Origin of the sequence: Fictibacillus phosphorivorans, assembly GCF_023715845.1 — a bacterium.
GTDB classification, from domain to species: Bacteria; Bacillota; Bacilli; order Bacillales; family Fictibacillaceae; genus Fictibacillus; species Fictibacillus phosphorivorans_D.
In genome coordinates, this window is the sequence record NZ_JAMBOR010000015.1 from 1 (window position 1) to 13,516 (window position 13,516).

Annotated in this window: 13 protein-coding genes; 7 read left to right on the forward strand and 6 right to left on the reverse strand. The window is 40.1% G+C overall.

Annotation, left to right across the window (positions count from 1 at the left end):
- Positions 1 to 226: 226 nt before the first annotated feature.
- The 4 genes from M3206_RS12360 to M3206_RS12375 all read left to right on the forward strand — a co-directional run bounded on the left by M3206_RS12360 (position 227) and on the right by M3206_RS12375 (position 2,875).
- Positions 227 to 628, forward strand: a complete 402-nt coding sequence (locus M3206_RS12360; RefSeq protein WP_251312835.1) for a hypothetical protein — start codon at positions 227 to 229, stop codon at positions 626 to 628.
- 59 nt (positions 629 to 687) lie between these two features.
- On the forward strand, positions 688 to 1,692 hold the full coding sequence (galE, locus tag M3206_RS12365) for a UDP-glucose 4-epimerase GalE (protein ID WP_251312836.1): 1,005 nt from the start codon (positions 688 to 690) through the stop codon (positions 1,690 to 1,692).
- Positions 1,693 to 1,928: 236 nt separating this feature from the next.
- Positions 1,929 to 2,423 carry a competence protein ComK gene (locus tag M3206_RS12370; protein ID WP_251312837.1) on the forward strand — a complete coding sequence of 165 codons (495 nt, stop codon included), beginning with the start codon at positions 1,929 to 1,931 and terminating at the stop codon, positions 2,421 to 2,423.
- Between the two features lie 131 nt (positions 2,424 to 2,554).
- Positions 2,555 to 2,875: a hypothetical protein gene (locus M3206_RS12375; protein WP_251312838.1), complete on the forward strand. Its 321-nt coding sequence runs from the start codon at positions 2,555 to 2,557 to the stop codon at positions 2,873 to 2,875.
- An 83-nt stretch (positions 2,876 to 2,958) separates the two neighbouring features.
- On the opposite strand, the gene M3206_RS12380 is transcribed toward M3206_RS12375, so the two are convergent.
- The 5 genes from M3206_RS12380 to M3206_RS12400 form a co-directional block, all read right to left on the reverse strand.
- Positions 2,959 to 4,407 (reverse strand): sodium:solute symporter, encoded by a 1,449-nt coding sequence (locus M3206_RS12380; RefSeq protein WP_251312839.1) that lies wholly within the window; start codon positions 4,405 to 4,407, stop codon positions 2,959 to 2,961.
- A 39-nt stretch (positions 4,408 to 4,446) separates the two neighbouring features.
- Complete coding sequence (locus M3206_RS12385) at positions 4,447 to 5,787, reverse strand: aspartate aminotransferase family protein (protein ID WP_349774014.1); 1,341 nt, start codon at positions 5,785 to 5,787, stop codon at positions 4,447 to 4,449.
- 84 nt (positions 5,788 to 5,871) lie between these two features.
- Complete coding sequence (locus tag M3206_RS12390) at positions 5,872 to 7,248, reverse strand: sigma-54 interaction domain-containing protein (protein ID WP_251312840.1); 1,377 nt, start codon at positions 7,246 to 7,248, stop codon at positions 5,872 to 5,874.
- Positions 7,249 to 7,454: 206 nt separating this feature from the next.
- Positions 7,455 to 8,075, reverse strand: coding sequence for a spore coat protein (locus M3206_RS12395; RefSeq protein WP_425590736.1), 621 nt, complete (start codon positions 8,073 to 8,075; stop codon positions 7,455 to 7,457).
- A gap of 144 nt (positions 8,076 to 8,219) precedes the next feature.
- Complete coding sequence (locus M3206_RS12400; RefSeq protein ID WP_251312842.1) at positions 8,220 to 9,401, reverse strand: DHH family phosphoesterase; 1,182 nt, start codon at positions 9,399 to 9,401, stop codon at positions 8,220 to 8,222.
- 142 nt (positions 9,402 to 9,543) lie between these two features.
- On the opposite strand from M3206_RS12400, the gene M3206_RS12405 reads away from it, so the two are divergent.
- The 3 genes from M3206_RS12405 (at position 9,544) to M3206_RS12415 (ending at position 12,596) form a co-directional block, all read left to right on the forward strand.
- Positions 9,544 to 10,830, forward strand: coding sequence for an MFS transporter (locus M3206_RS12405; protein WP_251312843.1), 1,287 nt, complete (start codon positions 9,544 to 9,546; stop codon positions 10,828 to 10,830).
- Positions 10,831 to 10,881: 51 nt separating this feature from the next.
- Positions 10,882 to 11,127: a hypothetical protein gene (locus M3206_RS12410; RefSeq protein ID WP_251312844.1), complete on the forward strand. Its 246-nt coding sequence runs from the start codon at positions 10,882 to 10,884 to the stop codon at positions 11,125 to 11,127.
- A 308-nt stretch (positions 11,128 to 11,435) separates the two neighbouring features.
- Complete coding sequence (locus M3206_RS12415; protein WP_251312845.1) at positions 11,436 to 12,596, forward strand: acyl-CoA dehydrogenase family protein; 1,161 nt, start codon at positions 11,436 to 11,438, stop codon at positions 12,594 to 12,596.
- A gap of 453 nt (positions 12,597 to 13,049) precedes the next feature.
- On the opposite strand, the gene M3206_RS12420 is transcribed toward M3206_RS12415, so the two are convergent.
- A complete protein-coding gene (locus M3206_RS12420) occupies positions 13,050 to 13,418 on the reverse strand; it encodes a glyoxalase superfamily protein (protein ID WP_251312846.1) in 369 nt (122 codons plus the stop codon).
- Positions 13,419 to 13,516: the final 98 nt, after the last annotated feature.

Here is a 13,516-nt window from a genome sequence, read left to right on the forward strand (position 1 = left end):
TAGAGTTACTTGGTGACGTCCTTCAGTAGTATGCTTAGATAACATGTATATTTCTCCCCTCAAACATTATCTACTTTAATTGTACAATAAAAAAAGCTTGTAGACATGACTTTGTCTACAAGCTGAGCCAGCTCACTAAATCAGTGAGCTGGCTTTTTCATTTGGTATATTTCGCGCGCCTCACAAATAAGATGAATTATCTAATAGTATTGGGGGAGGACGAGCTGTGTCGGTAAATAAAACGGATTACACGATCTCTGAAGACCTGGTCATTAAATACAACACGTTGAGCGCCAAGAAAAAAGAACTTGAAAAGGAACTGGATGAACTGAAGAAAGTCTTTCATATTTATTTTGATAACCTAGTCGGTCCGAACGAAAAAGGGGAAGTCACCGTCAACCATTATAAACTCCAGAGGCAGATTCGAAGGTCGGAAAAGTTTAATGATGAGAAGACCGTACACCGGCTTACCGAACTCAACATGACGGATCTCATTCAGCATGTTCCGAAGCCTGATGAAGAAAAGGTGAAGTCTGCCCTTACGCTAGGCTTAATAAAAGAAGAAGACTTGGACGGCTGCCTCATCAAAAGTGCGTCTCAAGCCATTGTTGTAAAAACACTTAAATAAAAAGAGAGGTGACTTGTGTCAAAACAGTCACCCCATTTGTTATGGAGAGTGATAAGACGATGACAATTTTAGTAACCGGCGGGGCAGGATATATTGGCAGCCACACTGTGCTTTACTTAAAAGAAAAAGGTGAGTCCGTAGTTGTGCTGGATAATCTCATCACAGGGCATCGGCAATCGGTACTCAACGACGTTCCTTTTTATATGGGGAGTTTACACGATCAAGAACTGCTTCACTACATTTTTCAAAACCACAATATAGAAGCAGTTATTCATTTCGCAGGAAATTCTCTAGTAGGTGAAAGCGTGAAGGATCCACTTTCTTACTATGAAAATAATTTAGGTGGAACCCTTTCTCTATTAAAAGTGATGAACAAAAACCAGGTGAAAAAGCTCGTATTTTCTTCAACAGCAGCCGTTTACGGAGATCCAAAATGCGTTCCAATCCAAGAAGAGGACCCAACAATTCCTACAAATCCTTATGGTGAAACCAAGCTTGCGATAGAGAGGATGCTCCATTGGGGTGAACAAGCATATGACATCAAGTCGATCTCGCTGCGCTATTTTAATGCAGCAGGTGCAGATCCTGAAGGACATATTGGAGAGCAACATCATCCGGAAACGCACTTGATTCCGATCGTCTTGCAAGCAGCATCAGGAGAACGGGACAAAGTGAATGTGTTTGGCGATGATTATCCTACACCAGACGGTACATGTATCCGTGATTATATTCATGTGATGGATCTGGCAGATGCACATTATTGTGCACTGAAAAAAATCAGGAACGAAAAGAAAAGCGGCACCTACAATTTAGGCAACGAAAAGGGCTATTCCGTAAAAGAAGTGATTGAAACGTGCCAGGAAGTCACAGGGCGTGAAATCAGAGTAGAAGCTTCTCCAAAAAGAGCAGGGGATCCAGCAGTACTTGTGGCTTCCTCACAAAAAGCTCGAAAAGAATTAAAATGGAAGCCGAAATATTCGAATCTAAAAGACATCATTACTCATGCTTGGAACTATCACTCGAAAAAAGAAGTTCACCATAAGAATATGCACTATGTTAAATAATTTGATAAAAAAAACAGTCCATTATCTGGGCTGTTTTTTTAGTCCAATCGTTTCAGTACTCAACGAAATTCAGGAATACATTTACTGAAAATTTAAATAGTTAAAAATATTGTAAAAATGAGTAGATTCTTGTCTAAAGGCTTAGTATAATTTACCTATTGGAAGATTTTTGCTTTATAAATTTGAGAAAGGAGAGAAAGGTAGTAGGATAAAAGATAAAACAGGAGGATGAATGGATGGAAAAGACGATGCTTCTCGGAACCTACGAAATAAATACAAGTACAATGGCACTTTTGCCATATTACAATGAGTTTGGAGTCGTGCATACCGAAATATTGGAATCAGAGAAAAATGAAAGAGTTGCACTTAGTCCGATCAAAATAATTAATGAAAGTTGTTTGTTCTTCGGCTCCAGTTATGAAGGAAGGCGAGAAGCCGTACGTCGTTCGATGGGTTATGTAAGTTTGTCCCCGATCATGATCAACCTCGAATTAGGCATTTTTTTCTTTCCTGTAGAATCACCCAAAAATGAAACATGCATCTGGTTATCTCAGTCACATGTGCAGCGAATTGAAGCTGTCGACTCGGATACCTGCAGCGTCCACTTTAAGAATACCGCAAACCTTATACTACCCCAATCGAAACATGCATTAGAGGCGAAACTGTTCCGTACCGCACAATACCGATATATATTAAGTGAACGAGTCAGTGAGAGAAACATGAGATATTAATAAATATAAAATACTAAAACGCCTGATGCATTTATTGCACAGGCGTTTTGTTTATTGAAACTAGTTATTATTGCTTTTAATGGAACTTTATTCCTTTTGTAACGTAGTAATAGAAAAGAGGAGGAGACGGGATGAAAAATGTTCTGATTTCAGTTGTTACACTCTTACTTATGGCTTTAGTAAACTACATGCTTGCACGTGTTGTAGGGTGGAACTTTATCGATCTTGCTTTGTTCGTCGGATTAGCCTTTGTCATCATCATCCGTTTTTTTACGTCAACAGGTGGAATGTCCTCTAACATGGTTCGTGTACAAACTCAAGCTCTTACTGGAATAAAGGTGGAAGAAGAAAAACAGACATTTAATCCGAGTTATGCTTATTACACGGCGATTGCTTATACGGTTGTATCGTTTATCAGTGTTTTTATGTATTATAAGGATTACTTTATCTGAGATAGAATAGTAGTAGAAAGATTAGTAGGCGAATTCCCATATATAAAACAGCCTTCTCATTAAAGAGGAAGGCTGTTTTAAATTTATGCTTCTTTTCTTGCCTCTGCACTTTCATCTTCATAGACTTCGTGATCTTCAAAAGGTGTAGCAAACTCAGAATCATCAGCAGGTCGTGTAAACAGCGAGATACCTACTATACTGATTAATCCTGTGGACATACCGTATAGAATAGGGTTAGTAGAAGTTAACCCTTCCATAAATAAACCAGCTAGAACGACGACTGTGCTAATTAAAATGGCATAGAATCCTGAATTAGGTGTAGCACGTTTCCAAAAGAATGTCATGACCAATGGAATGAAAATAGCACCTGATAAAATTGCATAAGCGACGTCTAGAGCGACAAGGACATCTTGTATCCATATAGAAAATGTAATAGCAATCATACCTATAAACAATGTCGTAACCCTGGATGCAAGTAATAGCTGCTTATCGGACATGTTTTTAAGAAAATATTGTTTAACGATATCGTTCGTAATTAAGGTTGAGGAAGCGAGTAATGACCCTGAAGCGGTGGACATCAAGGCAGAACAAACACTGGCAAGAACAAGACCTAATATGCCGTTCGGTAATATCGTAAGCGCCATCGTTGCAAAGGTGTTTTGCGGGTTTTCTAGATTTGGAATGACAAGAAACGCGCACATCCCGATGATACTTCCGGCAATCGCATAGGCAAAACTGTAGACACCTGCAAAGATGGAACCGTTCCTGGCAATCTTTCCTGATTTCGCCGTAAACACCCTTTGCCAAATATCCTGTGATACGACCATTCCTAGTGCAAACAATAAGAAGTACTGAAAGATCTGCTGGTAACCTATAGATGTAACGCTTAGATGGGCTTCTGGCAGCTTTGATACCAACTGACTAAACCCATCCACTTTTGCTAGACTCATAGGAACCATGATGAAGAAAATACCGATCGTCATAATAACAAACTGAATAATATCTGTTACTGTGACACTCCACATACCGCCAAGAATGGTATAAAAAAGTACAATTCCACCGCCTACAAGCATAGAAGTGGTTAAGTTCCAACCTAATAAAACATTGATAATGGTCCCCATCCCAATTACCTGAGTAACTCCGATCATGAGTGTATAAATAGAGGCGACGATCGCACTGAGCAATCGTGTTTCGGACTTATATCTTTTTCCTAAGAGTTCACTAATTGTCGTAACTCGTAATGAATCAATTTTTTTGATAAAGATCGTACCGAGAAGGATAATGCCTAGTCCGATCATAGAGACAAACCAGATGCCGGAAATCCCATACTCGTAACCTAGTTTTGTCGTTCCAATTGTTGCAGCACCGCCAAGAATGACAGCAGATAAACAACCCAAGTACATAAACATTCCTAAATTTCGTCCTGCAAGTGTAAAATCCTCAGATGTTTTTGCTTTCGTTGAACCAATTATTCCAGCACCGATCAAAATTGCAAAATACAAAAGGATTACAACTGTATCAAGGGCTTGCATCAGTAATTACCTCCTTTTTGATGTAATGCGCTTATCGTTTTATACGTTTTCGTACTGCACGCTTAATTCGGACTGAAGTTCATCAAGATGTTCACGAACGGCAGTTTCAAGAACGACAAGACCTTGATCAATTTGTTCTTTTGTAATCGTAAGGGGAGGGATCATACGAATAACTTCACCACTGTTTCCGCATAAGTAAAACAGAACGCCTTTTTCGAGGCACTTATCAAGAATGTTCATAAGACCCTTTCCATCTGGTTTACCGGTTAATGGATCCACGATTTCAATCCCGATCATTAAGCCTAACGCACGCACACTTCCGATCACAGAATATTTCTCTTGAATAATTTTAAGTTTATTAGCAGCGTAAGCTCCCATTTTTTTTGAGTTCTCTACTAGTTTTTCTTCCTTCAAAACCTCTAAAGTAGCAAGGGCTGCTTCACATGCAATGGGGTTTCCGCCAAACGTCGTCCCATGACTTCCAAGCGGCCACTGTTTCATCAATTCTTTGGATGCCACTGTTGCACTTAAAGGAAGTCCTGATGCGATTCCTTTTGCGATCGCCATTATATCTGGTGTAACATCCAAAGCTTGCGCGGCAAACCATTCTCCGGTTCTGCCAAAACCCGTTTGAACCTCGTCAAAAATGAGGAGGATCCCATGCTGGTCGCAAATTTCTCTGACTTTCTTCAACCATCTGCTAGGAGGAACAATATAACCGCCTTCACCAAGAACAGGCTCAACGATTACACAAGCTACTTCTTCTGGAGTGACTTGATGATTAAAAAGAGATTCAAAATCATTGACTAGCTTTTCGACAACATACTCATCTGCGTTCACTCCATCAGGGGAACTCTTCTTATTCGCATAAGGAACTTGATAGACTAACCCGTTTGGCTGTAGAAATTTACGATACTTGGCTTTTGATGTTGTAACACTTAAAGCGCCCAGTGAACGACCATGGAAACATCCTGTGAATGAGACGACATAAGGTCGTTTTGTTACATGCTTGGCAAGTTTGATGGCACCTTCAATAGCTTCGGTCCCACTATTTGCAAAAAAGAAACAATCGAGATCACCGGGTAGAACGTCTGACAGTTCCTTTGAAAGCTTTAAGATTGATTCATACATGATCACGCCAGAAGGGCCATGCATGAGGTGATCGGATGCATCTTTTATGGCTTGTACAACCTTAGGATGACGGTGGCCGGTATTAGCTGTTGCAATACCTGAAGTGAAATCCAGGTACTGTTTTCCGTCAACTCCGTAATAATAACAACCCTCAGCCTTTACAACAGGCAGGTTTGGATGATCCTTTGCCATACTCGGTGCTAAAAGATCAGGCATTTCATTGATAAGGTGATTCCAGCTTGCTGACACACGATTACCTCCTTGGATATTTCGTTCGTAGTTGCATAATAAATACTTAAAGAGAATATCCATGCAAGTTTTATGCCAATTTTTTTAAATGATATGATACTTTTTCATTTTTCTTACGATAGAAGGCTGACTGATACCTAGAGCTTGTGCCATTTGAACGGTTGTCTTGTATCTTTTTCGAGCTTTTAATAAAATATCTTTCTCTGTCTCTTCTAACGTTTCCTTAAGGTTTAGCGATTCTGTCATGTGAGTGGCAGTAGAAGGCAGCGCTTCTTTAATATGTTCTGGCAGATGTTCAACCGTTATCAAAGTAGAAGGCGAAATCACCACTAAACGCTCCATAATATTGATGAGTTCTCGAACATTTCCTTTCCATTCATAATGAAGAAGGTGGTGGATGACTGCCTCGTCCAATTTTCGTTCTCTGTTGTATTTTTCTCCGAATTTCTGCAACAATAGATGAATCAGAGGCACGATATCTTCTGTTCTTTTACGTAGTGGAGGAATGGTCACAGGAACAACGTTCAATCGAAAATAGAGATCTTCTCTGAACAATTTTTCAGTGATTGCCTTTGATAAATCTTTGTTGGTGGCAGAAATTAAGCGGAAGTCAACGTGTATCGGTTTGGTTCCGCCAACTCGGTAAAATTGCTTTTCTTGAATCACCTTTAATACTTTAACTTGGTGGGGAAGGGAGAGCTCACCAATTTCATCTAAAAATAGTGTGCCGCCATTTGATAGTTCGATCAGTCCTCTTTTGCCTTTTTGATTCGCTCCTGTAAATGCTCCAGGCTCGTAACCGAAAAGTTCTGCTTCGAATAAAGATTCAGGGATTGCGCCGCAATTCACTTCTATAAAAGGGCCGTTTTTTCGATGGCTTTTATTATGTATAAACTTTGCCAGAAGTGATTTCCCGACACCCGATTCTCCAAGAATTAGTGCATTTACATCCACTTCGGATAATTGGAGAGCGGTACTAATTACTTTTTTCATCTCTTCACTATTCGCTACGATTCCTGCATCATGCAGCTGTTTACTTCTTAAATGCTCCAGTTCGCTTTTTACACGATCCATTTCTTCTTCCATGTTTAAAAGAAAATCCTTGTATTTAATTAACTCTGTTATGTCATGTGAATAGCTAACAACTCTGTATAATTCACCCTTATCGTTATAAACCGGGATGCCCGTTACAAGGAGTTTTTTGCCTTTATTCGTTGTTTGAACAAAGGTTATTTTTTTATTTTCTTTCACGACCATGGGCGTTAAGATTGGGGAAAATAACCCTTGCGCTTCTAAATCATATACCGATTTTCCGATTAAGCTCTCCGATTCTACACCGTAAATCTTACCTGTAACTTCACTTACTTTTAAAATAATGCCGTCAATATTCGTTACTAAAATATCGTCTTTCAATGAATGGAGAATTTGTTCATTTTCGTTCCATTTTAAAGATGGGCTCAAGACTCTCACACCTTTCGACTGGCTTAAATAATTATTCAATTCTGAATAATTATTCGTATTTGAATAAGTATAGCGTATTAAACAAATGAAGAATATGCTTTAAATAAAAAAAGAACTCTCCGAGGGAAAGTTCTTTTCATTTGCGGTTAGGCTCCAAATCAAATCTTTCTTGTACTGATGTAGCTCATCAGCCGCTTTTGGAGGTCTTAGTGAGGCATATTACCAGGTGTGTTTTGCTGTGGAACTTGCGTATAGCTTTGAAGCATAGCAGTCATGTCCTGATCCTTTAATTGAGGAACCTGATAATAGCCATGTTTATTTTGATAAAGGAAGATCTCATAACTCATTTCAATAAAGTTTGGAACGCTGTCTGCGATCACACGGCGTAACACCGGGTTTGTCATCTCAAGAGCAGTCATGGCTAAGAGCATGGCTAATGATTTTGTGTTTCCTAGCATATAAGCGGATAAGCCTTGGTCTGAAAGGTCATTAACAGATTGGTTTGGCTTTTTCGGAGCTCCCGGCTTTATGCCATATATGACGTTATTATCTTGATTCATTTTGTATTGCTGAGTCGGAACTTTAGGGTCTTGTCCGGTACTGAAACTATCAACGATCGTATTGTACATCTGGGTTGCAAATGCTGCTTGACGGTGATTGATATCTTTTAATATGGGGTCTTTGATGTGCTGGTCGTACATTTGATATTGGTCTAGCATGCTGATGATCCCAGAGATCACTTCATGTGCATCAAAAAGTTCGTGTCCGCCATGGTTTTTATTCATCGCCTGATTGGCCATCATGTTCGGTTGCGTATTATTATTCATTTGATTTTGATTGGGCATTTTTAGGTCCTCCTCATGGTTGGTTACTTCTTTAGGATACCTAGTTTCCGTTTATTCATGTGTATGATATAAAAAAGACTGGTTCATTTTGGTTGCCGTTACAACCTTTCTGAGCCAGTCTTTCTGTTAATTATTATTTACTTCATCATCACGCATGAGCCAACCCTCAAAGTGTCGTTTCACATAGTTTTCAGCAGCTTGGAAACTATCAAACGTTTCTTCGACAGGGTGTGTCTTATGGGTGATTAGCCATGTTTCATTATCTTCTGAATAGATTTTGGAAACTTCCTGATATTTGTTCACATAAAGTGCTCCATCAGGGTTTTCCTTCACATTGTGTTCATTTTTCGGTGCATCTATTCTGCGAGGCTGTTCCTGGAAAGCGGCAACTACAAATTTCTCGAAAGCTTCAGGAGTCATTATACCACCAGAGGCTTTAGGGTGACCGCCGCCTCCATATTGCTTCGCATAAACCGAGCAATCCACTTCTTCATGAATGGTACGAAATCCGAGTCTCTTGTTTGCGATGTTTAAGATCACTATAAGATCCAGGTGAGGATTTTCACGGTTGATCTCGTTGCCGAGTTCCGAATGATAGCGTTCTGCATGTAACACACCGATCTTATATGTCTTTTCCTCAGAACCTTCGCCTAGTGACCAAGTATCCCAGATTTCAACCATTTGGCGCTGTTTTTTCTTAATGTAGTCTGCGATGTTTTCTTCTTCTAGGTCAAGGATCGTGGTTTCTGTTTCAGAGAACTCAAAGGAATCTCCTTTTAAGCGCTCCATGATCCGTTCTTCAAACTTATCAGGAGGAAGAATGAAGAATAAGTCGTTCAGACGTTTTGCTTCAATCTTCTGATCAAACCATTCCCATGTATCATACAATCGGACTAACTCGACATATTCTTTCAGCGCGCCAGTGTCTTTCAGCTTGCCATTCTCTAATAAATACTCATAAAAAAGAGATGTTGCACAAGTGAGACGACCATCGTCATAACGAACTTGAACATGGCCCCAATCAAATCCATTAAAGTGAAGAGCGGTCGAATGGTGATCGATCAGTTTCACTTTTCCTCCAGCGTTGGAGCGTTCGTCCAGTCTCATCATTAATTCTTCGTTTACAGCGATATCGGTAATGATAATTTCTGTTTTCTTTTCTTTTGGATTATCCAGAAGCTGTTCAACGCGGTCATTTATCGTTCCATGTGAACAATAGGAAATCTTACAGTTCTCTCCAAAAGCCATTTGTGCGAGAAAGCCGCACGACTTTCCATCTAAATCGTTGTGTGAAAATAAATGAATCATGTTAGTATCCTCTCTATTTTGCTCTCTGTCTAGAGTATCGTCATAATGGGGAAAGTTCAACCTAAAAAAACATTTACAAAAGTTGGAATTAGGTAGAGAATGGTAGTAGAACAATGTTACACACAAAATTGGGGGTTGTTAAATGAAGGACTTTCTGAAAATTTTTCAGAACCGAAACTTCAGCAAGCTGTTCCTAGCTGGATTCACTTCGATGATGGGAAGTATCATCGGCGTTACGGCATTCATGTTTTATCTGCTAGATAAGTTTAGTGAACAGCCGTTTTTTGCCACATTGGCCGAGTTGATGTACTCACTGCCAACGTTAGCCGTCTTTTTTATTGTTGGCGTACTTGCAGACAGAATGGATCGTCAGAAGATCGCATTATATTGTGACTGGATTTGTGCGGTTCTCTGTTTGGCGCTGATCGGTGCGATCTGGCTAGACTGGATGCCGTTGATCTTTACGATTCTTTTTCTAAGAAGTGCTGTAGGCAAGTTCTTTTTCCCAGCGGATCAAGCTATGGTACAAGGTATTCTATCAAAAGATGAATATGCGGTAGCAGCTGGGTTGAATCAGATGACAGGAAGTATGTTTATGCTATTTGGAAACATGCTTGCGATTTTTATTTACTGGAATGTAGGTATTCAAGGTGCTATTGTATTTGACTTGATTACATACGTCGTTTCCGCTTTATTGATCATGAGCATGAAAGTGGATGAAGAAGTACGTCTGCCTAACGGGAAACATAAGTTTAAAGATATACATATCGGCATGGTATGGAAAGACTTTGGTGCAGGTTTCACTTATATAAAAAATTCAAAATTATTAATGTCGCTCATTTTTGGTTTTTTCTTATTTGGTGTCGTAAATGGCGGGTTATCCGTCATGCCAGCTTTTATCATGAAATATAAACTCGCTCCTGACAATTATGAACAGATGATGATGTGGATGGGTATTGTATTTGGTGTATCCGTTCTTACAGGAAGTGTGATTTGTTCAATACTTTCTAAAAGAATAAAGCTTTCAACGGCTATTATTATTGGTTTATTTATAAGTGGTACCGCGATCGGTCTTTGTGCGACAGCTCCAAACATTTGGGTTTTCTTTGTTTTTACAGTTCAGGTTGGACTTAGTATACCGCTAGTAAACATCGGTTTAGGAGGATGGCTTCCTAAGATTGTTGATCCCAAAATGATGGGACGTGTACAAGGAGCAATCACACCGATTAATATGCTCTCCCATACGGTTACACTCGCTTTGATCGCGGCGTTTTTTCCGAAATTTTTGTCTGTTGAAGCGCTGTTCTGGGTGGTAGGCGGAGCATTGTTCACCGTTGGTTTGTTCTATATGTTCACACTGCCTAAGTATGATGTTGAAGAAGCAAAAGAACCAACAGAATATCCACTGAAAGAAAAAGTACCGGTGTAAAGCTGGTGAAAGTATCGAACCCCTTATATAATGAGAGACGGAGGGGAAGTTATGGCATTATTTCAAAGCATTTTATTCTGGATTTTTCTGATATTGCCGGCCGGTCTTTTTATCTTGGCCATCGCCAGAACATCGTGGGTGTTGATGCTCGTGAATTTGTTATTAACATTGCCGTTAGTTTGGTTTGTGGGCTGGATTACAGAAAGATATGGTGCAGTGTTTGTAGTCATTGTGATCCATGTCATCACAGGAGTTTGGCTGTGGGTGAAAAGACAACGGTTTGATTTTAGATATTAGTTGAGAAGGCTTCAGCAGCATTTCGGTGTCTGCAGAAGCTTTTTTGTTTGAATAAAAGGACCGGCTGGGATAGCCGGTCAACACTGGTGGGGAGGTTAGACGTTGGAATAGCTAACCTGATTTTAGAATAACACGAACAAACGTTCTTGTAAATCGTTTTTGGGTATTTATTTAGAAAATAAACATAAAGGTGTCAAGAAGATTTCAATGGGGAATCATGGGTCATATATCTTGCCGTGTTTTATGTAGAAGGCATACACTATTATTTAAACGTAGTATTCTTATTCGATATGAAGGGATTGTCATTTGTGAATGATTTATATGACGCATATATAAAAAATGATACGCAAGAAAGATGGTTTAAGAAAATAGATGCTTTGGCCGATAGGTTTGCAGAGCGAGCGGATCAACATGATCGTGAAGGCAGTTTTCCGTTTGAGAACGTAAAGGACCTTAAAGAAGCAGGATATCCTTCGCTCACAATTTCAAAAGAGTTTGGCGGAGAAGGTTTGAGCTTGTATGAGTTTGTGCTCCTGCAGGAAAGAATTGCAGCAGGAGATGCAGCAACTGCTTTATGTCTTGGATGGCATCTTGGTTGTTTTCTTGAACTGACAGAAGAGCGATTGTGGGAAGAAGAGAAATTTCGTTGGTTTTGCGAACAAGTGGTAAAGGCTCAAGCTCTTGTGAATCGTGCTGCGTCCGAACCCGCCACCGGGAGTCCAACACGAGGAGGGATGCCGCAAACAAAAGCTGTTCAAGAAGGAAATGACTGGGTGATTAACGGCACTAAAACGTTCACATCCATGGCACCAGCCTTAGATTATGTGATTGTTTCGGCGCAAATAGGAAACACCGGGAAAAAAGGAAACTTTTTAATCGATATGAAGCAAGAAGGAGTTACCGTCGAAGAGACATGGGATACGGTCGCGATGCGAGGAACACGAAGTGATGACCTCGTTATGAAGGATGTAAAGGTAACAGCAGATGCGCTCGTTGAAGAAGAACGAGGAAAACTGGATCTTCCAAAAGCGTGGCTGCTCCATATCCCTGCTTGTTACCTTGGTGTGGCAGTCGCTGCAAGAAATGAAGCTGTTCATTTTGCTAAAAGCTACAAGCCGAACAGTTTGCCTGGAGCGATTGCTGAGGTTCCAGAAGTTCAACGTAAGATCGGTGAAATGGAGCTTGAGTTATTTAAAGCACGTGAGCTTTTGTATTCGACTGCTGCAAAATGGGTGAATGAGCCTGAATCCAGGATGGAGATGGGACCGGCGATCATGGCTGTGAAGCACATCGCAACGAACTCAGCGGCAAAAGTTGTGGATCTTGCGATGAGGATTGTTGGCGCGAGGAGCCTTGCAATGTCCAGTCCACTGCAGCGTCATTACCGGGATGTGCGTGCAGGTCTTCATAACCCTCCGATGGACGATATGGTAATCAGTGCACTGGGGAAAAGAGCTTTAAGCGAGTAGCTGAACATCATTTGTAAGCCTTTCAGCTCCAAAATCGGAGCCGGAGGGCTTTTGTTGTTCAGTAATGAGATGCGAGAGTGAGGGTATTAAAGTGTGCGGGATTTGTCAAGGATTGTAAACTCGTGGGTAAACTGTTAAAACTTTTGGATTGAGGGGTAAATCTCGTGGATAAACTGCCAAAACTTTTGGATTGATGCCGCTTTTTTCTGGATTCGACCTGTTGGATAGGCTTCCATACCCAGTTAGGTATCGCCTTAAAATTGTTTCGGCACCCTAAACGGCTCCTAATTAGAGCTCTTTATGCTGGGGCAACCTGACTTGCTTCGTTTTTTGTCAAATCACCTTAATGTCCTACTAAAAATAGAAGAATCCCTTCTGAAATTAATCAGAAGGGACATCCTCAATATATAAGTGAAGTAGAGGAAGCTTAGTGCTCCGTATCTCATAAATAGTCTAGCTCTGTTGAGGCTCGTAGAAGCAGATGCTGTTTCCGAACGGGTCCCCAATCCTGATTTCTAGATGACCATGAGCGCTCTCCAAACCAGGTCTCGCATACTTATATTTTTTCGAGGATATTCTTTGGTGCAGTTCTTTTATATCTTCAACTTGTATACGGATTTTTATGCCTGGGTTGGAATCTCCATAATGTTCAGAGAGATGCAATTGGCAAGAACCTGCTGATACTTGCATATATAAAGGATAATCCTCTTCATATCGATGCTCCCAATCAAGATTAAACTCCAAAAAGTCTAAATAAAATTCTCTTGCTTTTTCAATGTCCAATATTCGAAGGACGGGCGTAATACTCTTTGCTTTAATCATGTAATAACCTCCTATTAGATATTTTCTCTTTCAAATTGCCAATCCCTCTCTATTTGATGAAGGATTTTTATTCCAAGGTAAAGAATGATAAAGGAATG

Excerpts from the sequence above, each read along its gene's own strand:
- galE (WP_251312836.1), top strand. The coding sequence starts at position 688 with ATGACAATTTTAGTAACCGGCGGGGCAGGATATATTGGCAGCCACACT.
- M3206_RS12370 (WP_251312837.1), top strand. The coding sequence starts at position 1,929 with ATGGAAAAGACGATGCTTCTCGGAACCTACGAAATAAATACAAGTACA.
- M3206_RS12375 (WP_251312838.1), top strand. The coding sequence starts at position 2,555 with ATGAAAAATGTTCTGATTTCAGTTGTTACACTCTTACTTATGGCTTTA.
- M3206_RS12380 (WP_251312839.1), bottom strand. The coding sequence starts at position 4,407 with ATGCAAGCCCTTGATACAGTTGTAATCCTTTTGTATTTTGCAATTTTG.
- M3206_RS12395 (WP_425590736.1), bottom strand. The coding sequence starts at position 8,075 with ATGAATAATAATACGCAACCGAACATGATGGCCAATCAGGCGATGAAT.
- M3206_RS12400 (WP_251312842.1), bottom strand. The coding sequence starts at position 9,401 with ATGATTCATTTATTTTCACACAACGATTTAGATGGAAAGTCGTGCGGC.
- M3206_RS12405 (WP_251312843.1), top strand. The coding sequence starts at position 9,544 with ATGAAGGACTTTCTGAAAATTTTTCAGAACCGAAACTTCAGCAAGCTG.
- M3206_RS12410 (WP_251312844.1), top strand. The coding sequence starts at position 10,882 with ATGGCATTATTTCAAAGCATTTTATTCTGGATTTTTCTGATATTGCCG.
- M3206_RS12420 (WP_251312846.1), bottom strand. The coding sequence starts at position 13,418 with ATGATTAAAGCAAAGAGTATTACGCCCGTCCTTCGAATATTGGACATT.